The organism is Bacillus sp. 166amftsu (assembly GCF_900107445.1).
Classification (GTDB): Bacteria; Bacillota; Bacilli; order Bacillales; family Bacillaceae_G; genus Bacillus_A; species Bacillus_A arachidis.
On the sequence record NZ_FNQA01000001.1, the window covers coordinates 175246 to 200986 of the forward strand.

The 25741-nt window shown below is 34.8% G+C and carries 28 protein-coding genes and 4 pseudogenes; 11 read left to right on the top strand and 21 right to left on the bottom strand.

Features of this window, described 5'->3' with window-relative positions; genetic code table 11:
• Positions 1 to 167: 167 nt before the first annotated feature.
• Positions 168 to 485, bottom strand: coding sequence for a hypothetical protein (locus BLV40_RS00980; RefSeq protein ID WP_026590359.1), 318 nt, complete (start codon positions 483 to 485; stop codon positions 168 to 170).
• 61 nt (positions 486 to 546) lie between these two features.
• Between BLV40_RS00980 and BLV40_RS00985 the strand changes: the two genes are divergently transcribed.
• Together BLV40_RS00985 and BLV40_RS00990 are read left to right on the top strand one after the other, a co-directional pair.
• A complete protein-coding gene (locus tag BLV40_RS00985; protein ID WP_090687079.1) occupies positions 547 to 1701 on the top strand; it encodes a Tle-like phospholipase domain-containing protein in 1155 nt (384 codons plus the stop codon).
• Complete coding sequence (locus BLV40_RS00990) at positions 1698 to 1976, top strand: hypothetical protein (RefSeq protein WP_026590357.1); 279 nt, start codon at positions 1698 to 1700, stop codon at positions 1974 to 1976. The genes BLV40_RS00985 and BLV40_RS00990 overlap by 4 nt, the downstream gene beginning before the upstream one ends.
• Positions 1977 to 2143: 167 nt before the next feature.
• Here BLV40_RS00990 and BLV40_RS00995 read toward each other — a convergent pair whose 3' ends face one another.
• Positions 2144 to 2437, bottom strand: coding sequence for a hypothetical protein (locus tag BLV40_RS00995; RefSeq protein ID WP_090687080.1), 294 nt, complete (start codon positions 2435 to 2437; stop codon positions 2144 to 2146).
• A gap of 292 nt (positions 2438 to 2729) precedes the next feature.
• Here BLV40_RS00995 and BLV40_RS01000 point away from each other — a divergent pair, with 292 nt between their 5' ends.
• From BLV40_RS01000 to BLV40_RS01005, 3 genes are all read left to right on the top strand, one after another.
• Positions 2730 to 3149 (top strand): Imm70 family immunity protein, encoded by a 420-nt coding sequence (locus BLV40_RS01000; protein ID WP_090687082.1) that lies wholly within the window; start codon positions 2730 to 2732, stop codon positions 3147 to 3149.
• 219 nt (positions 3150 to 3368) lie between these two features.
• Complete coding sequence (locus tag BLV40_RS29570; RefSeq protein WP_280138860.1) at positions 3369 to 3491, top strand: hypothetical protein; 123 nt, start codon at positions 3369 to 3371, stop codon at positions 3489 to 3491.
• 198 nt (positions 3492 to 3689) lie between these two features.
• The gene (locus tag BLV40_RS01005; protein WP_090687085.1) at positions 3690 to 4127 is read left to right on the top strand and encodes a DUF1259 domain-containing protein; all 438 of its coding nucleotides are present in this window, start codon (positions 3690 to 3692) and stop codon (positions 4125 to 4127) included.
• Positions 4128 to 4244: 117 nt separating this feature from the next.
• Here BLV40_RS01005 and BLV40_RS01010 read toward each other — a convergent pair whose 3' ends face one another.
• The 3 genes and pseudogenes from BLV40_RS01010 to BLV40_RS01015 form a co-directional block, all read right to left on the bottom strand.
• On the bottom strand, positions 4245 to 4586 hold the full coding sequence (locus BLV40_RS01010) for a YmaF family protein (protein ID WP_090687086.1): 342 nt from the start codon (positions 4584 to 4586) through the stop codon (positions 4245 to 4247).
• A 171-nt stretch (positions 4587 to 4757) separates the two neighbouring features.
• Positions 4758 to 4910, bottom strand: a complete 153-nt coding sequence (locus BLV40_RS28325; RefSeq protein ID WP_170833593.1) for an SH3 domain-containing protein — start codon at positions 4908 to 4910, stop codon at positions 4758 to 4760.
• 2 nt (positions 4911 to 4912) lie between these two features.
• Positions 4913 to 5251, bottom strand: a pseudogene (locus BLV40_RS01015) (terminase large subunit); the annotation flags it as partial.
• A 237-nt stretch (positions 5252 to 5488) separates the two neighbouring features.
• Here BLV40_RS01015 and BLV40_RS29020 point away from each other — a divergent pair.
• The 3 genes and pseudogenes from BLV40_RS29020 to BLV40_RS01025 all read left to right on the top strand — a co-directional run.
• A pseudogene (locus tag BLV40_RS29020) lies at positions 5489 to 5686 on the top strand (DedA family protein); the annotation flags it as partial.
• 22 nt (positions 5687 to 5708) lie between these two features.
• Entirely contained in the window at positions 5709 to 5885 is a 177-nt protein-coding gene (locus tag BLV40_RS28330; RefSeq protein ID WP_170833594.1) for a hypothetical protein, read from the top strand.
• Positions 5886 to 7011: 1126 nt separating this feature from the next.
• Positions 7012 to 7572, top strand: a complete 561-nt coding sequence (locus BLV40_RS01025; RefSeq protein WP_090687088.1) for a hypothetical protein — start codon at positions 7012 to 7014, stop codon at positions 7570 to 7572.
• A 93-nt stretch (positions 7573 to 7665) separates the two neighbouring features.
• Here BLV40_RS01025 and BLV40_RS01030 read toward each other — a convergent pair whose 3' ends face one another.
• Positions 7666 to 7890 carry a hypothetical protein gene (locus tag BLV40_RS01030; RefSeq protein WP_090687090.1) on the bottom strand — a complete coding sequence of 75 codons (225 nt, stop codon included), beginning with the start codon at positions 7888 to 7890 and terminating at the stop codon, positions 7666 to 7668.
• Between the two features lie 308 nt (positions 7891 to 8198).
• Between BLV40_RS01030 and BLV40_RS01035 the strand changes: the two genes are divergently transcribed.
• The gene (locus BLV40_RS01035) at positions 8199 to 8654 is read left to right on the top strand and encodes a hypothetical protein (protein ID WP_026590348.1); all 456 of its coding nucleotides are present in this window, start codon (positions 8199 to 8201) and stop codon (positions 8652 to 8654) included.
• Between the two features lie 1218 nt (positions 8655 to 9872).
• Here the strand turns inward: BLV40_RS01035 and BLV40_RS01040 are convergent.
• Positions 9873 to 10130 carry a DUF3947 family protein gene (locus tag BLV40_RS01040; RefSeq protein WP_026590347.1) on the bottom strand — a complete coding sequence of 86 codons (258 nt, stop codon included), beginning with the start codon at positions 10128 to 10130 and terminating at the stop codon, positions 9873 to 9875.
• A gap of 281 nt (positions 10131 to 10411) precedes the next feature.
• On the opposite strand from BLV40_RS01040, the gene BLV40_RS01045 reads away from it, so the two are divergent.
• A complete protein-coding gene (locus BLV40_RS01045) occupies positions 10412 to 10882 on the top strand; it encodes a hypothetical protein (protein ID WP_026590346.1) in 471 nt (156 codons plus the stop codon).
• Positions 10883 to 11192: 310 nt separating this feature from the next.
• On the opposite strand, the pseudogene BLV40_RS01050 reads toward BLV40_RS01045, so the two are convergent.
• Together BLV40_RS01050 and BLV40_RS01055 are read right to left on the bottom strand one after the other, a co-directional pair.
• Positions 11193 to 11315, bottom strand: a pseudogene (locus BLV40_RS01050) (DUF3954 domain-containing protein); the annotation flags it as partial.
• A 151-nt stretch (positions 11316 to 11466) separates the two neighbouring features.
• Complete coding sequence (locus tag BLV40_RS01055) at positions 11467 to 11715, bottom strand: hypothetical protein (protein ID WP_026590345.1); 249 nt, start codon at positions 11713 to 11715, stop codon at positions 11467 to 11469.
• 418 nt (positions 11716 to 12133) lie between these two features.
• Between BLV40_RS01055 and BLV40_RS01065 the strand changes: the two genes are divergently transcribed.
• Positions 12134 to 13681: a recombinase family protein gene (locus BLV40_RS01065; protein WP_090687092.1), complete on the top strand. Its 1548-nt coding sequence runs from the start codon at positions 12134 to 12136 to the stop codon at positions 13679 to 13681.
• A 32-nt stretch (positions 13682 to 13713) separates the two neighbouring features.
• Here the strand turns inward: BLV40_RS01065 and dpaB are convergent.
• From dpaB to infB, 12 genes and pseudogenes are all read right to left on the bottom strand, one after another.
• A pseudogene (gene dpaB, locus BLV40_RS01070) lies at positions 13714 to 14139 on the bottom strand (dipicolinate synthase subunit B); the annotation flags it as partial.
• Positions 14136 to 15038 (bottom strand): dipicolinic acid synthetase subunit A, encoded by a 903-nt coding sequence (gene dpaA / locus BLV40_RS01075; protein WP_090687094.1) that lies wholly within the window; start codon positions 15036 to 15038, stop codon positions 14136 to 14138. The gene dpaA and the pseudogene dpaB, both read right to left, overlap by 4 nt.
• A 306-nt stretch (positions 15039 to 15344) precedes the next feature.
• Positions 15345 to 15596 carry a YlmC/YmxH family sporulation protein gene (locus BLV40_RS01080; protein ID WP_090687095.1) on the bottom strand — a complete coding sequence of 84 codons (252 nt, stop codon included), beginning with the start codon at positions 15594 to 15596 and terminating at the stop codon, positions 15345 to 15347.
• Positions 15597 to 15794: 198 nt separating this feature from the next.
• Entirely contained in the window at positions 15795 to 17033 is a 1239-nt protein-coding gene (locus tag BLV40_RS01085; RefSeq protein WP_026590341.1) for a M16 family metallopeptidase, read from the bottom strand.
• An 86-nt stretch (positions 17034 to 17119) separates the two neighbouring features.
• The gene (locus BLV40_RS01090; RefSeq protein WP_026590340.1) at positions 17120 to 18019 is read right to left on the bottom strand and encodes a polysaccharide deacetylase family protein; all 900 of its coding nucleotides are present in this window, start codon (positions 18017 to 18019) and stop codon (positions 17120 to 17122) included.
• 162 nt (positions 18020 to 18181) lie between these two features.
• Positions 18182 to 20335 (bottom strand): polyribonucleotide nucleotidyltransferase, encoded by a 2154-nt coding sequence (gene pnp, locus BLV40_RS01095; protein ID WP_026590339.1) that lies wholly within the window; start codon positions 20333 to 20335, stop codon positions 18182 to 18184.
• Between the two features lie 160 nt (positions 20336 to 20495).
• Positions 20496 to 20765 carry a 30S ribosomal protein S15 gene (gene rpsO, locus BLV40_RS01100; RefSeq protein ID WP_001229392.1) on the bottom strand — a complete coding sequence of 90 codons (270 nt, stop codon included), beginning with the start codon at positions 20763 to 20765 and terminating at the stop codon, positions 20496 to 20498.
• A 100-nt stretch (positions 20766 to 20865) separates the two neighbouring features.
• Positions 20866 to 21837: a bifunctional riboflavin kinase/FAD synthetase gene (ribF, locus tag BLV40_RS01105; protein WP_026590338.1), complete on the bottom strand. Its 972-nt coding sequence runs from the start codon at positions 21835 to 21837 to the stop codon at positions 20866 to 20868.
• Positions 21838 to 21880: 43 nt separating this feature from the next.
• Complete coding sequence (gene truB / locus BLV40_RS01110; RefSeq protein WP_090687097.1) at positions 21881 to 22804, bottom strand: tRNA pseudouridine(55) synthase TruB; 924 nt, start codon at positions 22802 to 22804, stop codon at positions 21881 to 21883.
• Positions 22805 to 23020: 216 nt separating this feature from the next.
• Positions 23021 to 23377 (bottom strand): 30S ribosome-binding factor RbfA, encoded by a 357-nt coding sequence (gene rbfA, locus BLV40_RS01115; protein WP_017151269.1) that lies wholly within the window; start codon positions 23375 to 23377, stop codon positions 23021 to 23023.
• A 15-nt stretch (positions 23378 to 23392) separates the two neighbouring features.
• Complete coding sequence (locus tag BLV40_RS01120; RefSeq protein WP_026590336.1) at positions 23393 to 23674, bottom strand: DUF503 domain-containing protein; 282 nt, start codon at positions 23672 to 23674, stop codon at positions 23393 to 23395.
• On the bottom strand, positions 23671 to 25737 hold the full coding sequence (gene infB / locus BLV40_RS01125; RefSeq protein WP_026590335.1) for a translation initiation factor IF-2: 2067 nt from the start codon (positions 25735 to 25737) through the stop codon (positions 23671 to 23673). The genes BLV40_RS01120 and infB overlap by 4 nt, the downstream gene beginning before the upstream one ends.
• Positions 25738 to 25741: the final 4 nt, after the last annotated feature.

A 25741-nucleotide genomic window follows, 5' to 3' on the forward strand; every position in this document is an offset into this window, starting at 1 on the left:
TAAAGGAATTGTATGTGCCTTCCAATTGTAAAGTGATGCAACTCAGGTGATGATAAAAAAACATAGTTTATCTTCATCTGAATTTCGATATTTTTATATTAATAAATAGATTGTTTTTTAATTATAATTAAGTATTATGTAGTAAAAATAATTTTCATTTAGAGTAATTAATCACTCGCGTATTTAACTTCATAATCATTTCTATAGTCTACACTTGCATATACTTCTTTCTTTTTGTCGTCAGTCACATAGCCATCAACAGTAATCGAGCTACTAGTAATATCCGCTGAAAATTCTACTTTTGTCACGGTAATATCCCAATTTTTCTTTGTTTTAAAATACTCGACAGTTGCTTTCGATGCTTTTTCTTTAATCTCGTTTTCTTCTTGCTCACTATAGGGATGTGTCACTTTATAAAATTTATAGACGGCGCATGAGCTAATCCCTAAAATTAACAAAAATGTAATTAATAAGATTTTTTTCATTTATTATCACCTCCATTACTATTATAATTATAATAGTAATATTTAGAAAAGGGGGAATATTATGAGGAATAGGATCTCAGATAAAACCTATAATAGTTTGTCTGACGCAGCATATCAAAAAGAGAGAGTGATAGTTACTAACGATGGGAGAGGAGATGAAAAGTGGATACCAATCCATCCCGAAGGCGCAACATTACATGACCCTGTAACTGGGTTTGATGCAACAGTTTTTTACAATAAGCAAACTAAAGAAGTTGTTGTGTCCTATAGAGGTACAGAGGGTGGTAAATCAATAGACAGAGCAGGACCAGATTATTGGACAGATTTTAAGTATATATTCAAAGGTGACAAACCTTTACAAGATGGGGAGAAAATAAATCCATCTGATAAAACTCAAGTAGTAGCACCAAATCAATTTACGCAAGCAACGTCTCTCTTAGAAATAGTAAAAAAGGAATATGGCGGTGAAGCTACGATAACAGTCACAGGTCATTCGTTAGGTGGTGCAAATGCTCAATATGCTGCAGCGATGTGCGATGTGCCTGCAATAACTTATTCTGCTCCTGGTGTTTATGATATGTTACCAAAAGAAATTCAAGAAAAGGTGGACTCAGGAGAATACAAAGGAAAAATAACGAATTACATTAACCCTAAGGATTCTATTTCTGGTGGTTTTCTATGGGAAGATAAAAATCATATTGGCGATACATATATGATTGATTCGGATTTTAAAACAGCTACAGATGACTATGGTTTTCATATGATTGATAGATTCAGCGACTCTGTCTCAAAAGATAAAGATTTTCATGGATTAGGCAATTATCATTATGACAAATTCGGAAATATAGATAATAAATTGATAGATGCTAGTACAGGAAAAGAAATTTATCAATCTCCGAGATATTCTATTAATGGTGTCGGGGAGGTAAAAGTTATCATGGAATATCTAGAGAAGTCAGCAAACGAAATGAAACAGAGCGCAGAAGCCTTCCGAAACCATATCCCACGGGTAATTGACGAAGTAAAACAGTCTCTAAAATCAACAAAGAGTCAGCGTATGGAAAATAGAATAAATGAACTTTATCACCTTTTAGATCAGACTAACCGAGTATATGCTTTAAAGTCTCAAGAAGTTGCAGAGTTTATTAAGAAAAAGGCGGACGAATATAAAAATGCGGACGAAAATTTCCAAGGATTTGGGTGGATAAAAAAATGAGACAAATGTACTTTAACGAAGAACATATAGAAGACGCTTTTGAAAGCTTAAACAAATTAATCACATATATAAATGAAAATCAAGAGCGTATCAACGACATTTATAACCTCGTACAAGCTGGTTGGTCACAAAATGGTGCGGGAAAAAAAGCGACGGAAGATTTAGGGACCTTACGTAAAGAATTGAACCACGGTATTAATGAAATACACACAAAGAAAAAAGAATTAAGAAATGATTGGGAACTGATGAAAGCTGTAGATAGAAGTTATAAATAAAAATAGAATTAAAACAATCAAAAAAATTTAGTTAATACTTGTCGTATTAACTTAAATTGAATTATATTCGATTAACAACTAATCATAATCTAAAAACAAAAGTCCCTCTCACTCGAGAGGGACTTTCACTTTATCAGCTAAATTTTCTTTTACATAACAATACATAGCTACCTCTTGATCTGTCGCTTTCTTCTATATAAACCCACGTCATCAACCGTAATCCATACCCAACCTTTTAAATCTCCAAAAAAGTCCCTCTTGAGTTGCTCCGATGTAATTGCGCCTGTTTTAGTAACTATCTCTTCATTCATCAAACTATACTGTCTCTCATCTTCTAATAAAAATACCGACCCCATAAAAGTTGAATCCTTGCGGAATAAAAATGTGTATTCTTTTGATTCTGCTGGTACTTTGATGATACATGAAACAGATTCGTTAACATCGAAAATTTGCATTTCCATCGATTACATCTCCTATTAACTATTTTGTTATTACATGTAAGATTCTAACAAAGCAATGTTAAGAATATGAAAATTGGAATTTAAAGGTAATATCTTGTGGTATAGTAAAAATGCGTTCATTGTTACCCATCCGAGGCGTTCTCTTTTGATTGCGTCTTTTTTTACGAAAAATTACCTCCACAATAAGAGGACAAACTGTTTCTAATGAAATTTTGAAAGAAATTAGAACAGAAATAAGTAAAAAAGCTAATGCATTACCTGAAATAAAAATTATAAAAGAGGACTGATAAAAATGGCAGTAGGATTTTCTGTAGATATGTTTTTTTATGAAGCAGGACACCCTGACTTTCTACACAGTTTTTTCTCAACAGTGTCATACCACTGTGAGCCTGATGGTTGGGGAACTAAATACCCTTTATTAATGCAGGATTTATATTTTGAAAGATTAAAATGGCAGGATGTGTCTGCGGCATTAAAAAACGTGGAAGAAATTAGAGAAAAATTGAGCAAACTCCCTCCATCAGAGGTAATATGGGATTTTGAAGATATAACAAAAAAACCACCTTATGGAGATAAAATTCCTGCTAAAATAACTAACTTAGCAAACTATCATACTATTCAAGGAACTTCTTTTTTAGATTTACTAAAAAATGCATTAAAGGAATCAGAGGAATGTAAAATGGATGTAACGATCGAAAAGGTTGGGAGATAAATTTAGTAACAAAACCTGTCAGAGTAGAGTGTTATCATAATAAAAATCACTTCAAATGAGGTGATTTTTATTTTTGTCTAACAACAAAGAGTTCAACTTGATTGGAGTTTTAAAAATAAGTTTCTGCAACTCCTTAATCACGGATTTATGGGAATGTAATATTTACAGTTGTTGCATGAGATTGGTATGATTTAGGTGTTATTTCAAGGAGGTCTTTTCATGAGTTATGATCCTATTGCAACGTATGGAACAATTAGCACAGACAGTTCTTATTTAGTGTTCTATTTAAATATAAATAAAACAATTAGATATATTCAAATAAAAAGCGAAGGACAGAACTAAAAAAAAGGGCAAAAAACAAGGATTTTCTTTAGTTCAAACATCAAAATGTAATGATTAATAAATAATTATGTAAGATTATAATATTTAATCTCATTAGTAGTAAATAAATAGTCCAAACCTTTTCCGTATAGTATGAATATTTTATCATAGGGAATTGCTTGTCCCTAACACTACGTATATATGGAAAGAAGGGATTTTATGTATTCAGATGATTATCATTCATGCGAATCTAGATGTTCATCTAGCAGTCAATTATGTAATGAATTTGCGAGAATCTTAGGTGGAGAGGGATCAGTCACTCCGGAGGGAGTATGTTTGGTACAAAAGTTTCGTAATATTAGATTTACGATTCTTGGACGTAGAACAAGGTCTCCACTTGTAAACCCTCAATTTTTTTCGTTTGAAGATCTGGATAGTAGAGGTAATGCGTTAAATTTAGGAGAAACTGTGCTTTTACAAGAAGAAATTAACCCGTTATTAACTGAACTTAGAAAAAGAGATATTATAGTTACAGCGATTCATAATCACTGGTTATTTGACGAACCACGGGCAATGTATATGCACTTTGAATCTATTGAACCACCATTAGAATTTGCTAGAAAAATAAGAGAAGCATTTAGAGTATTAAGAGGATAGTCTGATTTTACAACAGGGGAGATTTTAATCCTCCCTGTGTTTTATTTATCTTTATGATTTTTAAGTAAAGGACATCTCTAATCCCCTTTTTGGATAGTAATTGCTGTACTATAATTTTTATTTATTCCCTGGAGCAGGTTGATCCACTCCTTTAACATGGTGTTTATGCCCATCATCTTCAGTCGTGTAAAAATCATAATAATGAACATGCATTCCATTTCCAACAGGAATGGCTGGTCCTGAGTATGCCTTATAATAATGGGTGTGCCCATCCTCAAATAGAACATATCCTTCTGTATAGTGAATATGTCCCCCCTCTTGTGTCAGAATTGGTGGAGATGTTACATCCAAGCATTGATGTACATGACCATCTGCCACGGATGTATAATCAACAGATCCATGGTTATGATGTGGTACAAATCCGGAAACAAAATCATTTTTTCTTACTTTTCTATCCAATCTACCCACCCCTTGTACATGAAGATTACTTCTATAAACTATATGTTTAGAACAAAAAAGTGATTCTTAATAACAACTCATAACTTGTATAACCTATACATGTGAGGTTGATATAATGTACCATTGTTAGTAGTATCTAAAAAACACCCTAAATTAAGGATAGATCTTGTATCATCTAACCCAACGAATATACTCACCAAAATAAATCCATCCGCGATCTTTTACATGAACCCAATCACCTTCACGACCATCAATCTCGTAATCTTTTTGTTCTAGTACACCTACTACTTTTGAGTTCGTTGTAGAAAATTCACGTAAGCGCACATCAGAACCTCACCATCACGAAGACTATCTTTCGTATCTCCGTTTGATGTTCTAAACTTCACTATACTTCCAGTAGCCTTCGAAGTCGTTTGTGTTTCAGTTGCTTTAAAAGCTTTTTTCAAAATTTCATGTCTGCGAACAGTTTTCTTTACTTCATCAGAGCTTGTTTCTGCTTGCTCTTCACTGTTTGCAACAACAGAAGTATTATATTCTGGAATACCATGCAATTCACTGATTAAAAAGTGGATAATAACAGACATTAGACCGTTTTTATCACCGCCGTGCCCTAACATCCACAAGAATTTACGATAAAGTATGCGCCCATTTTGTTCAATAAAAAGAGCATCCACGTCAGTAGATGCCCCAATGTGTAGGAGTTTTCAATGAGTATTGAATAGGACCTTGGAGATCTTGTCCCATACTCCAATATATGCTCGTCCTTCTTAAAATGTGAAAGAGAGCACTCCCAAAAATTAAGTGCTTTCTCTTGAAAAATTATGGGGTAACATATTGGAAACGAACTATCCATACAATTGTATGAATATATGCTTGTTCACATTCCCTGTTATTGTGTTTTTAGATTTATTACGCTTACTACGCTTGCAATTATTCCTTGGTCGGCCTTATTTGTATATCTAGGTTGGAAACTTGGAGAAAAGTGGGAGAATATAAACGAAGTAGCTGGCCCCTATGTTAAGTATTTTGCTATTGCTGCAGTGGCCCTAATTGTTTTCTATTTTGCTGTAAAAATAGTAATGAGCAGACGTAACAAGTAGTTAATTGTAAGGAGTGCTATAAATGTCTGATATAATCCGTCTCTTTATTGTCATGCTCATTGCAAGTTATTTATTTTTCTCCGTAATGATGGAATTTAAAAATCCACAAAAAAGTATGTTCTGGTTCACGATTGAAGTCTTGTTTCTTTTGGGAACGTTACTATTAATAAAAGAATTCTTCATCAAATATGTAACATAACTTTCTCTCTTCCTCCCCGAATAAAACTCAATATTCCGTAAATACTGTAGATATAATCTTTCTCCATTCCCCCATTGGAGCCGAGTAGTTAGCCTTTGCTAGCTGCTTTTTTGTTTTTTTCACACTTCTTCCTCAATACTCATATACTATTTTGAATCAAAAATAATATCTAAGCATTAAAATGAAAGGTATCCTTTTACAACTTTTCAATTGATTCCAAGGCTTATTTCCCCTTAAAGAGCACTGTTCGAAGGTACTCTTTTTATTGTGATGTTTTTTATAAAATGAAATTTTTGTTAGATATTTACACCTTGATGAGTAACTTGCATATATTATCATGTGTGCCACATTCCACTCTCTGAGGCCCTGATAAGAGCACGTATATAGTGCTCTTTTTATAGTGGATAATTTCAGTATCAAATGGCGTTTTTGTTGATTTTTGACACATTTAAACGAAACAAGCATATGTTATTGTATAGAGAACCTCACTCATAAAAACCCATCTTCCTATGAACACGCTATATTTGTGCTATATTTGATTTTTTAAATAGACATATCCTTTTTACATATTTTCAAAAAGGCTGCACACACTATCCATAAGCCATTCGAACTAGCGGTTCACTCCCTCTTTCAATGAGTATGCCATTAGTTAATCTCACAAACTCATGAGACCCACAGGCAGGCAACTAAAAATGTTGTCTGCCAAATCATCAACAAATTTTGTATAATCAATGCTGATTTTGTACAGACTCTTTAAAAAGCTATTGACATTTCCACAATTTCTCTGACGGACTCCCCACCGTTATCCAAGGGCTTTAATAACAGACAACTTTTTCAGTTGTCTGTTATTTTTTTGTATAATCCTTTCCCATTCACACATACTATTCATGAGTCAATTTACCAATACGAGTCATTTTGTTACTTTTAAAATCTACCTAAGTTAATTTACTCCTCATGGGACAAGCGATTTCGCTTGTCCTATTTGTAATTAAAACTTTATCTTTATGCCCCTTTCCTAATTCTCTGTATTTTAAATTTATTTTTTTATTTAGTATTTAACCCAAAAATTTGTACATTATAAAAGATGTTGCTCACTACTATGTGGGTACAAAAGGAGGATTATAAAATGGACAAACGAACAGAGAAAAAAGTTGAAGCTGTGGCACGAAAAGCTGCTGATTTAGAAGTTTCACAAGAATTAACTAGTCTTAAAAATCAAATTCAGCAGTTACAACAGTCTTTATCTCAAGCATCTCAAGGTCAACAACAACAGCCGCAACAAGGATTGCAACAAGCTAACCAACTGATGCAACAGCTTCAACAATTTAGCCAACAGTCTCAACAACAAATGCAACAAGCTGATCAACAATTACAACAAACTATCCAACAAGCTATTCAAACATTAAATCAAGGTTTACAGTATCTACAAGCTAATCAGACATTAAGCCAAGTAAATCAAGCTATTTCTCAGGCTCAATCACAAGTTGGTCAAACGGGTGGACAACAAGGGCAACAAATGGGCGGTCAACAAGGTATGCAAATGGGTAACCAACAAGGGCAACAAATGGGCGGTCAACAAGGTATGCAAATGGGTAACCAACAAGGGCAGCAAATGGGCGGTCAACAAGATATGCAAATGGGTAACCAACAAGGACAGCAAATGGGCGGTCAACAACAATTTCAATAAGCACATTCATGGCAATCCCTACAATAGTAAATTTTCTGTATCTTATATAGCAGTAAGCAAACTTCAATTTCTTTTTGTTAGTAATTATTAGTATTAAATAAATAACAATACAAGTTCTTGAAAGAGCACTTTTATATAGTGCTCTTTTTTGTATACATATTTCACTTCAGTTATTTCGACTTTCACATTTACAATGAAACTAGCATATAAATAATCAATATAAACAAGGAGACTTAAAGGCATTGGAATCTTCTTTCTAGGAGCACCTATATCAGATGCTCTTTTTACATATACAATGTAAATAACGATTTTATTCATTTCACATCAATTTACTATTATTAGAAAAGTTAGAAATATTTACTCGGTGTTTTTTCTGAATAATCATGATATTATTCAATTGCTGGCGTTCACCATCCCACGAACTCAGCAACTGCATCCATGAACTCTGCTCTCGTCGTTGAGAGTAGAGTTTTTATTTATAGAACCATCCCCAATAAACTCTGTATATTATTACAATATAAAATTTTTGTTTAAATCCATCTTTATTTTTGAATGTATCTTTACTAATACTTTTTTTGTTAAAATCCTCTAGGATATTAATCTTTATATTATTTTTTGGAGGCTTTATGAATAATCAAAATAACAATGAAACAAATAACATCAATGGACTATTTGCAGTTCTTCAAATAGTGTTACCACTGGTACTACCTATTGTTCTCCCTACAGTTATAATTGTAGGAATGAAACAATGGATGCCTAATGACATTGAATATACAAGTATAATGTCACTATTGACGTTATCTATTGGCTTTTTCATATTTGGAATAATCTTCTCTTTCATATTACGAGTATTCAAACTATCTGAGGAAAAACTAATAGAATTAGGTTTCTTAGGATTCACAATTTCAATTGTTAGTACATTTCTTACGATGTATGTCGGATATTTTGGGTTAGCAAATCTTAATTTTACAACGGTGAAATTATCCCCTCATGCCGTGTTGATTTTTGCCATTTTATTTACAGTTCTTCTGGAAATTATCTTTAAATTGATTGATAAATTTGATACATCCGATGAAAGATAAGCACTAAAATAAAATATAACAACCGTTATCCAAGAGCGCATACATGAATGTGCTCTTTTTATTTGCAATTAAAATAACGTTTTTATTAAAAACTTTTCACATTTATACTGGACAAGCATATGTTATTGTATGGAGATTCTCTACTCATAGAAATCTACCTTTCTAATCTAAGAGCACGCTTATATGTGTGCTCTTAGATTATTTATTATGAAATAACGATTTTATTCAAAATGACGGTCCTGATTCATTTGGACACATTTACCAGTATTATTTCCAAAAAGTTCATGTTACGGTTAATTAGTCGAGTACGTCATTACTTGACGATTACCCTTAGGAGCCCCGTAGATAAACGGGGTTTCTTTTATTTAAATAACTATTTTGTTCAAATTCTGGATAAATGTTAATATTCTTCATAAAGGAGGTCTACTAATGAAAAAGATTTTTTCAGTTATTTTCATAGCAATTTTCCTTTTAATAGTTCTATATTTTGTTGGTATGTCACTTTTTTGGAACCAGCCTTAAGTTAAAATAAATAATAAATTACCACTATGATTATTTAATAAATCTTCCGTCAATATAATAGATAACCCATTAAGTTACTTTCTCTATTACCCATGAACCAAACAGTTAGCTTTTGCTAGCTGCTCTTTTGTTTTTTCACACTTCTCCCTCAATACTCATATGCTATTTTGAATCAAAAAATAATATCTAAGCTATAAACTGAACGGTATCCTTTTACAACTTTTCAATTGATTCCAAAGATTCTTTTCCTTTAAAGAGCACTGTTCGAAGGTGCTCTTTTTATTGTGATGTTTTTTTAAAATAAAATATTCATTAAATTTAGCGTTTTTATTCTTTTACGGACATACTCAGCTATCAAAAAACAACATACAATATAAAAAATTCACTTCAGAAGGAAAATCTGACTACAAAAGTTTTTCAAAAGATATTAGGGTCTTCATCTGGCTTTCAATATCTATTTTTATTTTTCCTTTTCCTGAATCAACATTCACATTCTGCTTCAAAGTGGCGCTTTTGTTTATTTTTGACACGCCTTAATGAGACAAGCATACTTTATTGTATGAAGACCCTCTCTCATAGATTGCTATCTTTCTAAGAGCACATTCACACATGTGCTCTTTTTTATCAAATAACGTTTTTGTTAAACTATTTATGAATAAGTGTCCATCGAACAGTTATGTCTTCTGTGACTATTTGCTACAAATAATATGCAGTTTCATACGGAACCGTTGAAAAAGGTATCCTATACTGCATAATGTACATTGGATAATAATATTGCAATGAATGATAGTAAGGTTGTATACTTTGTTGCATTTGTTGTGCTTGTTGTTGTGCTTGTATCGCTTGTTGCTGTGCTTGTATAGCCTGGTGAACAGCTTGAATTGTACTTTGCGCAGGACCATGCCCACCTAAAGGACGCTTTCGCATTTCATTGTAAAAATAACTGGGAAACATTTTTATTCACCCCACCCTCGTAAATATTCTCACCCGTCACCTTTCATACTATGAACATTGATTTAAAGTTGATAATTTGTGAAACTTTTTACCTTATCATTCTCTAACCTCTTTCTATTCAAATAACGCTTTCTTCCATTTTATCCAACTGATTTTCCCCCACCCTTTTACTGACTTTTCGGTACATAATAAATCCCTTAAATTTTTTAAATTTCGTCCAAGCACCATTTCTATTTCACAAATAATATATATGGACAACTAACAAGGAGAGTGACATACGTATGGCGGATTATTTTTATGAAAATGGTAAGAAGTGTTATAAAAACCAATATCACTCGTATTCTAGTCAAAAAGAACATAAATGTTTCGTTGAGACTCATACAATTTCCGGTTCGGGAGTAAATTTAACTGGAAATATCCCCCTAGATTTTTTCTTACGCCCTAACACTTCAAGAACTATTTTTGAAGACTTTACCAAAAATCACAATAAAACATTAATTCAGATTTCTGCTGCTGGTAATAGTGCCCCTTTTGAGGTAACTATTCGAACAAGAGGATCTCGCATACCAATTACCGCTAGATTAAGTGAAGAGGATTCACCACGGATATTTCAAGTGGAAGATTTCGAAAGCCTTACTTTCTCAAATACCACTAACAGTCCTAGTGTCGGGAATATATTTATCCAAAAAACATTCTGTATTTGCTGTAATGAAAAAGATAATTCTTGTAATGAATGTGACTATGAAGGTTAAAATTCATCACCAGAAGAATCCTTTATATAAAGGATTCTTTTTTCATATCACCATCCAATTATTCACTATTACACCTCCTCATTTCTTAACAAATAGCGCTTTTATATGAAATCTGTACACATTTTTGACACATCCACTATCACAATCCACTGAAAATTCGTGATAATATTAATTTGTTGAATACGCCAAATTTCGACATTGCACGACAACAATATCTCCCTTATCGAATCCCTGTCCCCCAGGGATTTTTCCTTGTATTCATTACTTTTTGTTTCACTAAATTTTCATCCCGAACAAAATTCAAATTTGATTAAAGTAACTGTGTTTTTCGCTCATCCATACGAGTTACTTTTCCACTTTTATATACAAAGGACTGTTCCCCATGACCACTTGTTGGTGGCTCTATTGAATGAATTTTTCCATCTTTCACAACATTCTCTAGCATTACGTAGCAATCCACCTATCGATGAATTGCAATATATACTTGTTCCCATATTTGTTCACCTCCGTATTCAGTTTTCAAAGAATTACAATAAAATTTATAGAATACATAACTTGTCTATTTTTTATGAAAAAAAGAGGAATTAATCCTCGATACTTTCTTTTGCTTGCATTTCTTTGATGATGGCCCAACCAGCCTCGTAATATGCTCGAAGGATGTTTTCAATTTCCTTTTGTGTTTTAGGTTCAGGAGCCACAACATAAACTTTCGTTTTTCCAAATTCATAAGTCGCTGCATATTCCTCTTGTTGGCTCATGATGTCACCTCTTGAAGTGCTTTTTATATATTTATGCTTTAGATCAATTGGTACTGCCATTGGAAGTGCTGATATTTTCCCCCTTTCTTTCTAACTAGTTTATAAGTGCGCTTTTCGCACGTTATATTTTAAAATTTTTTCTACAGTACTTTCTAATGCTTCTGCGATTTTTAAGGCTACAAAAAAGCAAAAGCAAACAATTTCAAACTACATTTTTGTATTCTTACTTTTATGTCAAGGACATTAAACCTCCCCGAAACAAGAAAAGAATCGATATATCTCATTGCAAAAACTTTCAATGTTTCATTCATCCTGAGAAGCAACACTTGTTGCATTATGAAAATCAGCTGCTAGCTTGTCATTTGGAAAATATTTTTTCACAAACATGTCTAATTACATAATAAAAACTATAACTTCTACTTAAACATTGAATTTTTATAATTTATGTCATGTACTCTTCGTATAATTAATACTGAATACAGGAGGTACTGCTATGAAAACCGCGATCTACTTACGTAAATCACGCGCTGATCTAGAAGCCGAAGCACGTGGTGAAGGCGAAACTTTAGCAAAACACCGCACTACCCTGCTGAAAATCGCTAAAGAGAAAAGTTTAAATGTTTTAGCTGTTCGTGAGGAAATCGTTTCTGGTGAGAGCTTAGTGAAACGTCCTGAGATGTTAGCACTACTCGAAGAAATTGAGGATAACAAATATGACGTTGTTCTTTGCATGGATATGGACCGTTTAGGTCGTGGTGGCATGAAAGAACAAGGAATCATTTTAGAGACATTTAAACGCTCCAATACGAAGATTATGACACCTAGGAAGACTTATGACCTTAACGATGAGTGGGACGAAGAATACAGTGAATTTGAGGCGTTTATGGCGCGTAAAGAGTTAAAGATTATTACCCGCCGTATGCAACGTGGTCGTATTGCAAGTGTAGAGGCTGGCAATTACCTTGGTACGCACGCACCATACGGATACGATATCCATCGCTTAAATAAGCGTGAGCGTACGTTAACGATTAATCTAGAAGAAGCCTCTGTTGTCAGAATGATATTTGAATGGTATGCAAATGAGGATATGGGAGCCTCCATGATTACGAACAAATTAAATCAGCTTGGCTATAAAAGTAAATTAGGGAACGACTGGAATCCATACAGCGTGTTAGATATGTTAAAAAATAATATTTACATCGGAAAAGTAACGTGGCAAAAAAGAAAAGAAGTGAAACGTCCGGATGCAACGAAACGTAGTTGCGCTAGACAAGATAAATCAGAATGGATTATTGCAGATGGAAAACATGATTCGATTATCTCAGAAAGTTTATTTGAAAAAGCACAGGAGAAATTAAATACGAGATATCACGTTCCTTATAATACGAATGGATTAAAGAATCCCCTAGCCGGGATTATCAGATGTGGGAAATGCGGATACAGCATGGTGCAAAGGTATCCAAAGAATCGAAAAAAGACAATGGATTGTAAACACCGTGGTTGTGAAAACAAATCAAGCTATACAGAATTAATCGAAAGACGTTTACTCGAGGCTTTAAAGGAATGGTATATCAATTACAAAGCTGATTTTGCTAAAAATATTCAAGACAGTCTTTCTAAAGAAAAGCAAGTAATAAAAATAAATCAAGCTACATTACGCAAGCTTGAAAAAGAATTATTAGATGTTCAAAAGCAAAAAAATAATTTACACGATTTATTAGAACGAGGCGTTTATACGGTTGATATGTTTTTAGAACGTTCTAATGTTGTATCAGATCGTATGAATGAAATTACTGACATGATGGAGAACCTCCAAAAAGAAATTAATACTGAAATAACAAAGGAACGCGTAAAAAAAGATACGATTCCTCAAGTAGAGCATGTATTAGATCTGTATTTCAAAACAGATGATCCAATGAAAAAGAATAGCCTGTTAAAGTCTGTTCTGAAAAAAGCTATTTACACGAAAGAAAAATGGCAAAGGCTCGATGATTTCAAGCTTGTGCTCTACCCTAAGCTCCCTAAAGATGGCGACAAATAAGCGTTTGCTTTTTGTCGTCATCCTCTTGGTGTAATTAGGTTTACACCATTTAGACCAAGAGCATCATTTGTCGAAACAGCTAATACAACGGGTTTCCCATTCCGAAGCGTTGCCTTTGCTGCCATTAATACCGGAGAATCTGTCATCGCATTAGCAAATTTACTCATTGAATTTCCTGTTAGTGGAGCAATCACCATACAATCTAATGGTATTTTGGGACCAAGTGGTTCTGCCCCTACGATAGAATTAATAACCTTATTTCCTGTTATCTCCTCAATTCTTTCAATCCACTCTGCCCCTTCACCAAATCTAGTATTTGTTGTTTGTACAGTGTATGAAACAACTGGCAGTACTTCCACCCCCTCTGCAATCAGCTTTTCTACATGTGGCATAACTTCTGCATACGTACAATGCGAACCTGTAAATCCAAAGCCAATCCGCTTCCCTTTCAAACTCATTTCCCATTCTCCTCTCTTGCAACCATCTCTGCTGTTAATAGCTGAGAAAGAACATTCGCCAAAATTTGCCCCGCTGTTTTCGGTGCAACAATTCCGGGAAGACCTGGCGCTAGCAATGCTTTAACTCCTCGTTTCTCTGCATAGCGAAAGTCCGTGCCACCTGGTCTAGAGGCTAGGTCAATAATTAAAGTGTGCGCCGGCATCCGTGAAATGACACTTGCTGTTACAACAAGGTGTGGAATTGTGTTAATAACAATATCAATATCACTTACTTCCTCCTCAATGTTATGCATATAAAAAGGAGAAAACATCATTTCTGAAATACGAGCGATATGTTCCGAGCGCCTTGCTCCTACTTTGACATGCGCTCCTAGTGATTGAAAAGCCCTAGCTACACTCATTCCAGTTCTACCAAATCCTAAAACCATTACATTCGAACCGTGAATCGTATAATCTGTATTTTGAATAACCATCATTAATGTTCCTTCTACCGTTGGAATAGAATTGTAGATCGCTACATCATCACGATCGAATAATTTCACAAGTTTTCGATTTGTAGTAGTTACAATATTCTCCAAATACGGTGTACCAATTCCTGAATATATAGTAAAGCTTGCTGGTGTTTTTTCAATTTGTTCCTTCGTAATCACAATTTTTTCATTTGAAAAAATTGTATCTACTTCCCCTTTTGCATTTGTTCCTGCTACCGGCAAAATAATTGCATCTAAAGAAGTGAAATCTAGATCTTGCATACTCTCTTTTGCTGCCCCTGTAAAACCATGATCCAGTTGATCGAACCCTACTAATGAAAGTTTTGCATCAAGTTCAACTAACTTACGAATCACTTCTAGCTGTCTTGCGTCTCCTCCTATGACAGCGATGTGCATCTCAGTCAACATTCCCTACTTCACCTTCTTTTTCTATCATTTATAAGAAAAGCGCCTACTTTTTCTTTTTCCTCCACATCATATGTACCGTACGAGTTAGAGGTGATTGAAAAACAAAGGCATCCACTATTTCTAAACATGTGAAATTCTATAAAATAAAGCTATATTCATTAGGTGTTCTTTTATTAACATGAATTATTAGCCTTCACCAATTGAACTTCTATAGGGGAGCATTTTATCTCCCGCTTTTTACTAAGCCTGAAAGTAGTGTATTACTACCTAGAAATAGAAAAAAAAGACAACCGAAATGGTTATCTTTTACTGTGAGCCTGGACGGTTTGCAAGATCAAAAATAATCATATCATGACCGACCTTTTTAATCCGGCTCCATTCTACCCTTACTTCTTGCTGTTCTCTTTTGAAACCACCCCATTTTCCCACTGGTATAATAAGAGCTTGAATTTTCCCATCCTTCTCGTTTATTTCTAAATCAGCATGACCTAAAACCCCCATTCTTTCCGCACGTTCCAAATCCACAATTTCTTTTCCACTTAATTCACTTAAACGCATGTCACTCTCTCCTTTACCCAAAATCTTTCATACAATATTCTCAAATCTCATCCTGTAATAAGTACGTATTCTACATATCTCTAAAAAATACCAAGAAAATGAAATCCTCTTCCTAACATTCAAAATCTCTTATAACGTTAAAAAGCTTATTACATAAAAATAACCGCATCTCCTCGTAAGAGATACGGTTATTTCGCCTTATTTCATTCCTTTTGGAAGCTCTCCATTTGGACTAATTAGTGCTGCAGAAAATTCATTGGTAAACATAGTGCGAACCAATGTATCTACATCTTTTTTCGTCACTTTGTTTACACTCTCAATAATTTCATCAAGAGAACGGTGTTTTCTAAGAAGTAATTCATTTTTACCATTACGACTCATACGACTATTCGTACTCTCTAAACTCAACATTAAATTTCCTTTAAGCTGTTCTTTACTGTTCACAAGTTCTTTCTCTGTAATACCGGTATTTTTCAACGTCTCTAAAGTTTCTTGCATTGTATCATATAAAGTATTTAATTGTTGGCTTCCTGTACCACCATAAAGTGTTAACATCCCTGTATCTTCATAAGAAGAATGATACGAGAACACTGAGTATGCTAATCCTCGTTGTTCACGCACTTCTTGGAATAAGCGGCTACTCATACTTCCACCTAATATATTATTTAATACAATTAAGTTATAAATATCTTCATGTCCCATTTGCAATCCTTGGAATCCTAAACATAAATGAGCTTGCTCTGTTTCCTTCTTGCGAGCAACTTTATTAAAATGAAAAATTGGGCTATGTACTTGTTCACGATTTGTTGTTCCCTCATAGTTACCGAAATATTGTTCCACCGTTTGAACAAATGTTTCATCAATATTTCCAGCAATCGAAACTACAACATTTTCAGGTGTATAATGATCTTTTATATATTGACGCAGTGTATCCCCTGTAAATGTTTCAAGCGTTTCTTCTGTACCTAGAATTGGGTATCCAAGCGGATGCGTTTCATATGTTGCTTTCGTTAACATGTCATGTACGATATCATCTGGTGTATCTTCATACATTTTAATTTCTTCAAATACAACATTCTTCTCTTTCTTCAATTCCTCTTCATCAAATGTTGAATTAAAGAACATATCCGCTAAAACATCTAACGCATACTTAGCATGTTCATCTAGCACTTTCGCATAATAGCACGTGTATTCTTTTGAAGTAAACGCATTTACTTGCCCACCAATGCTATCAAATGATTCTGCAATTTCTCTTGCACTACGCGTCTCTGTTCCTTTAAAAAACATGTGCTCTAAAAAGTGCGAAACCCCATTATTTTTCTCATTTTCATTTCTAGAACCAGCATGAATCCATATACCAATCGCAACTGAACGTACAGTTGGTATGTTCTCCATAACGATCCTTACACCATTTTTACAAGTATATTTTTTAATCAAAAACTTTCCTCCTAATGCCAGTTTCTCTAAATAATTGCTATTATTTAATGATAACAAGTTTGAACATGAATGTCATGTAAATGTATTTAATCAATGCGTTTTTCATCTAATAATTCCGTAATATTACCTACTTTATATCCTTGTTTTTTCAACTGTAAAATCATTGTATTAAGCGCTTCCGCTGTTGGGGATGTCGGGTGCATCAGTACAATTGCACCTGGGTGCACTTTCCTCATCACACGCTGAAGAAGTACTTCAGGCTCAGGGCGTTTCCAATCAATTGTATCAACTGTCCACATAATAGTCCCCATCTTTAACCCGGCCGCTACTTCTACAACTTCATCACGAAAACTTCCACTCGGTGGTGCAAACCATCGTACTTTTTGATTTGTAGCTGCCTCAATAATTTGATTTGTCTTTTGTAATTGTTCTTGTATCTGAGTTCTAGATAGCGTTTTCATATCTGGGTGTGTATACGAATGATTTCCTACTTCTTGCCCTGCATCTACGATCATTTTTGCAAATCGTAAATTTTCTTTTACCCAGCGTCCTTCTAGAAAAAACGTTGCCTTTACATTGTGCTTTTTCAATGTTTCTAATATACGCGGAAGATATTCATTTCCCCACGCCACATTTATGGTTAATCCTACCATTTTTTTATTTGGGTTTCCACGATAAATAGGAGAAGGCGATAAATCTTCTAAGTGTATGCTTGGTGAAACTTCCCGATATACAAGGTGCTTCTCATCAAAATTCCCTATATTCTTCATGTAATTATATGATGCTTCAATATCAACCTCTTTACCATTATACCCTGGTGTCGCCTTCCAAATCTTATCAATTATCGCATTTTGTGGTGCAATTGAATACTGTTTCGCTTGTTTCTGAATTTTTTCATATAAATCGTCATTTGCCAACACTGAATACGAGCATAGGCCTATACAAAATAAGAATATAGCTATGAATACAAAGATACGAGTTCTCATCTAAACCCTCCCATTAACTATACAAATAAGAAAAGTCCATTCTCTTCTTATCTTTGTTAATTTAAGCGTTATCATGAAAACTATACCTTTCACTAATAAAAATCTATGCATCAAATGTATTTTTATTTAACAAAAAAAGCCAGGAATCCTGGCTTTTTTTACTTACTTCTGTTCTTGTATATTTTCTTCTTGTGAAGCTTCTTCTTTTGCTGCTTCTTTTTCTTGCTCTTCTTTTAACAATACTTTTCTAGATAAGTTCACACGACCTTGTTTATCAATTTCGATAACTTTTACTGAAATCTCATCACCGATTTTCACAACGTCTTCTACTTTACCTACACGCTCAAGTGCAAGTTCAGAAATATGAACAAGTCCATCTTTACCACTAAATAATTCAACGAAAGCTCCGAATTTCTCGATACGTTTTACTTTTCCTAAGTAGATTTCGCCCACTTGTACTTCGCGAACGATATCTTCGATAATTTTCTTCGCTTTTTCATTCATTTCTTGATCAATTGATGAAATAAATACTGTACCGTCTTGTTCGATATCAATTTTCACGCCTGTTTCTTCAATAATCTTATTAATTTGTTTACCGCTTGGTCCAATAACATCGCGAATTTTATCTGGATTAATTGTCATTGTAATAATTTTTGGAGCATATGCAGATAGCTCTTTACGCGGTTCAGCAATCACAGACAACATATGATCTAGAATATGCATACGTCCGATTTTAGCTTGTTGTAATGCTTCTTCTAAAATTTCGCGAGATAAACCTTCAATTTTAATGTCCATCTGTAATGCAGTTACACCTTTTGCTGTACCTGCCACTTTAAAGTCCATATCACCTAGATGATCTTCCATGCCTTGAATATCCGTTAAAATTGTGTAGTGCTCACCAGATTTCACTAGACCCATTGCAATACCAGCAACTGGTGCTTTTAATGGCACACCCGCATCCATCATCGCTAACGTACTTCCACAAATACTTGCTTGTGAAGTAGATCCATTAGATTCTAATACTTCTGATACAAGACGAACTGTATACGGGAAGTCCTTTTCAGATGGAATTACAGGTTCAAGAGCACGTTCACCTAATGCACCGTGACCAATTTCACGACGACCTGGTCCACGCATCGGTCTTGTTTCACCAACACTAAAGGATGGGAAATTATAATGATGCATAAAGCGTTTCGATTCTTCTACACCAAGACCATCTAAAATTTGCACATCGCCTAATGCGCCTAATGTACAAATACTTAGTGCTTGTGTTTGTCCACGTGTAAATAGTCCAGAACCGTGCGTACGAGATAAAATACCTACCTCTGATGCTAACGGGCGGATTTCGTCACTCTTACGTCCATCTGGGCGGATTTTTTCAACTGTAATAAGACGACGTACTTCTTCTTTTACAATTTTATATAAAATCTCATTTACTTGTCCTAATATTTCTGCATCAACTTCTTGTGCTTCATAATGCTCAATTACACGTTTTTTCACTTCGCTAATCGCATCTTCACGCGCGTGTTTTTCATGCACTTGAATTGCAGCATGCATATCTTTCTCTGCCATTTCACGAATAACTGTATCAAGATCGGCATTAACTTCATAAAGCACTACTTCTGCTTTTTCTTTACCAATAGCTTGTACAATCTCTTCTTGGAAAGCAATTAAACGTTTAATTTCGTCATGACCGAACATAATTGCTTCTAACATTGTTTCTTCAGGTACCTGATCTGCACCTGCTTCTACCATGTTAATCGCGTCTTTTGTACCCGCTACAACAAGATGAATATCACTTTTCTCTTGCTGTTCAACTGTTGGGTTAATAATGAATTCGCCATCGATACGACCAACTGTTGCACCAGCAATCGGACCTTCAAATGGAATATCTGAAATCGATAACGCTAATGAAGAACCTAACATAGCTGCCATCTCAGAAGAACAATCTTGGTCAACACTCATAACGATGCTGACAACTTGTACTTCATTACGGAAGCCATCTGCGAAAAGTGGGCGAATTGGTCGGTCAATTAAACGACTTGCTAAAATTGCTTTTTCACTTGGACGACCTTCACGTTTAATAAAACCACCTGGGATTTTTCCAACTGCATATAAACGCTCTTCATAGTTTACTGTAAGCGGGAAGAAATCTACATTTTTTGGCTCTTTTGATGCAGTTGCTGTAGATAGAACTGCTGTGTCGCCATATCTTACTAATACTGCCCCGTTTGCTTGTTTTGCAAGCTGGCCTGTTTCAATTGTTAGCTGACGACCAGCTAAATCTATCGAGAAGACTTGCTTTTCTTGACTCATTTAAGTACCCCTCTCAGTTTAAAATATTCAATTCTTCTATGTAAATGGCTAATATATCACAATATTCTTCCTCTAGTATTACCGAAATTTAAGTAAGCTATTAAGAGTAGAAGATATATTTTTACCTAACAAAAAAGCGGGAATATTCCCGCTTCTTTGACTATCGACGTAAGCCAAGCTTTGTGATTAATTCACGGTAACGTGTGATATCGCTATTACGAAGGTAAGTAAGTAAGTTACGACGTTTACCAACCATCTTTAATAGACCACGACGTGAATGATGATCTTTCTTGTGAGTACGTAAGTGCTCGTTTAGAGTATTAATTTGCTCTGTTAGGACAGCAATTTGAACCTCTGGAGAACCAGTATCAGTCTCATGAGTTCTAAATTGTGCAATGATTTCATTTTTACGCTCTTGTGTTAAAGCCATCCTATTTCACCTCCTGTTAATTAAACCCCCAATTACCGAGCAAGCGTCGGTGAGTCGCAATGCCAAGCAATGGTTGTCATAAAGTACATAACATAGAATACTACTTTTCATTCGAAAAAGCAAGTATATTCTTTCCAGTACTAAAATATTCTTGTGCTGTTTTTTTATCTTTTGCAATTTGGGTAACTAATTCATCAATACCATTAAATTTTTTCTCTTCTCGAATACGCATATGCCACTCAACAGTAACAACCTGATTATATATATCCTCATTGAAATGGAATAGATGCACTTCAATAGACAATTTACGTTCATCTTCTTTAAATGTTGGTTTATAGCCAATGTTACATACGCCATCATGCCACTCATCATGAACTTTTAATCTTACCGCATATACACCAACAGGTGGCAGAAGGTATTCATCGCTCAAAGCTACATTAGCTGTTGGAAAGCCAATTTGACGTCCACGTTTATCTCCGTGCACAACCGTTCCCTCTACTGTATAAGCCCTACCTAAAATAGATGGGATTTGTTCCATTTCTCCATTTCGAATCAGTTTTCGTAATGCTGTGGAACTTACTTTCTCTTCTTGAAACTCAACTCTTTCAATCACGGTCTGTGTAAACTCCCCTCTTGCATGAAATGGTAAAGTCTCCATCGTCCCTTTTCCTAAACGGCCATATGAATAGTCAAAACCTGCTACTACATGTTTTACATTTAGCCCAATAATATATTCATCTACAAACTGTTGTGGCTGTAATCCAGCAAATGATTCATCGAATTTCACCACATATAACATATCAATTCCTAAATCTGCAATTACTTTTTCTTTAATAGATAACGGTGTAATATACTCCACATGCGCTTCTTTTTTTCCTAAAACAACAGATGGGTGTGGATGAAAGGTTATGACAGCACTTTTATATCCTCTTTCATCCGCTATTTTTTTTGCTGTTCGAATCACACGTTGATGCCCTAAATGAATGCCATCAAAAAATCCTAATGCCATTACAGTAGGTGGTAATTCTATTTTATTTTGTTCGTGTGGATGAGTTAAATGAATGAGTTTCACGCTTGAATTCACCTTTTTCTGTAATAATCCTTCCAATAATTTATTATAGCTTTAGTTCTTGATTGTTAACAAGCACTTTCATTGGCTTTAACATGCCAGGGTGTTTTGGATGATGTTCATAAATCGCTAAACAACGTTCATTTTTATCAAATATTGTAATTAACGGCGCTGTAACTTGCAATTCATTCTTTAAAAACATACCATTTTTTATCTTTTCTGCTTGTTTTTCATCTACAACCATTTTTGGAAATTTACTTAACGCTTCATCAATTGAGATAAAAATAGACTCTACTGTTCCATTTTGCATGTTTTCTTCAATTTCTTCAAATGATATGCAATCTTCTAGCAAAAATTCTCCTGAAGCTGTTCTCACAAGATGTGACATATGTGCTGGGAACCCTAGTTTTTCACCAATCATAACCGCTAATGTTCTCACATACGTTCCTTTGCTACATGTAACACGGAAGCGGAATGAAAGATTCTTCCCTTCAAATACTTCACGATCATCAAGTAATACAAATTCGTGGATTGTTATTGTACGAACCGGTCGTTCAACTTCTTGCCCTGCTCTTGCGTATTCATATAGTTTCTTTCCGTTTACTTTTACAGCTGAATACATGGGAGGTACTTGCTCAAGTGTACCCGTTAATTCTGCTAATACGGTTTCCACTTCGTTACGTGTAATTACGCGATTTACATCTTGTTTTTCCACCACTTCACCAGAAGCATCTTCTGTTGTTGTTGAAAACCCTATTGTAACTTCACCTTCATATGTTTTTGTTTCACTTGTTAAAAATTGCGCAATCTTTGTGGCACGCCCTACACAAATTGGTAATACTCCTGTTACATCTGGGTCTAATGTTCCTGTATGACCAATTCTCTTTTCGCGCAATATCTTTCTTAATTTAAATACACAATCGTGTGATGTCATTCCTTTTGGTTTATGTAATAGTACTACACCTTCCATATGTTCACCTCATCATAATACTTTTGTAGAAAATATTAACGCATTTCTTCGCCTGTGTCTTCAGTTTGGTTCTCGTAATAGATAAGGTCTATATACCGTATCCTCCTGACTTCCGCACCTCGAACTACTCAGCTCTCTTTAGCCTCATTTTAGAACACTCATCTATACGCAAAACTTACTTTCCATTGAAAAAATGGATAGACAAATGTCTATCCATTATTCTTCACGTTTACCGTCTTTATTAATTTCATGTAAAAGTGTATCAATTCGATGACCATATCCGATAGACTCATCAAATTCAAAGGAAATCTCCGGCGTTTTACGAAGACGAATACGTTGGCCAATTTCTGAACGAATAAAGCCTTTCGCTTTCGCTAAACCCTTTAATGTATTTTCTTTCTGCTCTTCATCTCCTAAAACAGAAATATACACTTTAGCAATTTGTAGATCTCCACTCACTTGTACATCTGTTACTGTAACAAATCCAACACGTGGGTCTTTAATTTTGCGACTAATAATGTCACCTAATTCTTTTTTCATTTGCTCGCCAACACGGTTTGCACGTAGTTTCATAACTATTCACCTCATTCAATACCATTCCAATTGTGTTATCGTACGTTCAATCTCAGGAAATGAATCAATGTACGCAAGTACACGATTTATTTCTTTTTCACAGACAACACGATTTGAGGATACGGAAACAATTGCAATTTCTGTACGTTGCCATACATCTTGATGTCCTACTTCCGAAATAGCCACATTGTAACGCTGTTTCACACGGGTTAGCACACGCTGTAAAATTGCACGTTTCTCTTTTAAAGAATGCACATCATAGATCATACACTCGAATGAGAGTGAAGCGATAATCATCGCTTCACTTCTTCCATAATGTATGCTTCAATGATGTCTCCTTCTTTAAGATCGTTGTATTTCTCAATTGTAATACCACACTCGTAGTTTTGTGCAACTTCTTTCACATCGTCTTTGAAACGTTTTAACGTATCAAGTTGACCTTCGTAAATTACTACACCATCACGGATAATACGAACACCGCTATCACGCGTAATTTTACCGTCTGTTACGTAACAACCTGCGATTGTTCCAACTTTTGTTACTTTAAATGTTTGACGAACTTCCGCTTGACCAATTACTTTCTCTTCGAATTCAGGATCAAGCATACCTTGCATTGCCGCCTCGATCTCTTCGATTACTTTATAAATAATACGGTGTAAACGAATATCAACATTTTCTAACTCAGCTGTACGTTTCGCGTTTACGTCAGGACGTACGTTAAATCCAATTACAATTGCATTAGATGCAGAAGCTAAAATAATATCAGACTCTGTAATCGCACCTACGCCTGTATGGATAATTTTCACTTTTACGCCTTCAACATCAATTTTACGAAGTGATGCTGCCATTGCTTCTACAGAACCTTGTACGTCCGCTTTCACAATTAGGTTAATTTCTTTTACATCGCCTTCTTGGATTTGTTGGAATAAATCTTCTAGGCTTAATTTAGATTTTTCACCACGCTGTGCAAGCAATGCTTGTTGTGCACGTGATTCACCAATTTGACGCGCTTTCTTCTCATCAGCAAATGCCATGAAACGATCGCCCGCTTGTGGTACTTCATTTAAACCTGTAATTTCAACAGGAGTAGATGGACCAGCAACTTTTACACGACGCCCGATGTCACTTACCATCGCACGAACACGTCCGAATGATGTTCCAACAACAATTGGATCTCCTACTCGAAGTGTACCATTTTGTACAAGTAATGTTGCGATTGTTCCTTTACCTTTATCAAGCTGTGCTTCAATTACAGTACCAGTTGCATAACGATTTGGGTTTGCTTTATATTCTTCTACTTCACTTACAAGTAGAATCATTTCTAGCAAGTTGTCAATTCCTTCACCTTGAATTGCAGAAATTGGTACAAAAATTGTATCTCCGCCCCAAGCTTCTGGAACTAATTCATATTCTGTTAATTCTTGCATTACACGATCCGGATTTGCCGATGGTTTATCCATTTTATTCACAGCAACAATAATTGGTACTCCTGCTGCTTTAGCATGGTTAATTGCTTCAACTGTTTGTGGCATAACACCATCATCTGCTGCAACAACAAGGATTGTAATATCTGTAACTTGTGCACCACGTGCGCGCATTGTTGTAAACGCTGCGTGACCTGGTGTATCTAAGAACGTAATTTTCTTGTCATTTACTTCAACTTGGTATGCACCAATGTGCTGTGTAATTCCACCAGCTTCGCCAGCAGTTACTTTTGAATTACGGATAGAATCAAGCAATGTTGTTTTACCATGGTCAACGTGTCCCATAATTGTAACAACAGCTGGACGCTCTTTTAAGTTTTCTTCATCGTCTTGCTCGTCGATAAATGTTTCAAACTCTGTTTCACTTACGATTACTTCTTCTTCTACTTCGATTCCGTAATCAGCAGCAAGTAACTCAATTGTATCTTTATCTAAATCTTGGTTAATTGTTGCCATAATACCTAGCATAAAGAGCTTTTTAATAAGTTCAGATGGCTCTTTTCCTAGTTTTTTTGCAAGATCGCCTACTGTAAGCGTACCAGAGAAAGTGATTTTGTCTGGTGTTTCTACAACTTGCGTTTGTTGTCTTCCAGCAAAGTTTTCTTGACGTTTGTCTTCATTTCCTTTGCCTTTTTTCTTCTTCTTATTACTGTTCTTTTTGCTGCGAACAACTTTTTCTTCTACTTCAAACTCATCTGCAACAGAAGGTTTTTCTGCTCCAGTATTATATTGATTATCTAATTTGTTTACTACTTCATCGTCTAACATTGTCATATGATTCGAAACCTCGATATTCATTTCTTTTAGTTTTGTAATAATATCTTTACTTGAGATATTGTGTTTCTTTGCATATTCATACACTCGAATCTTACTCATACCT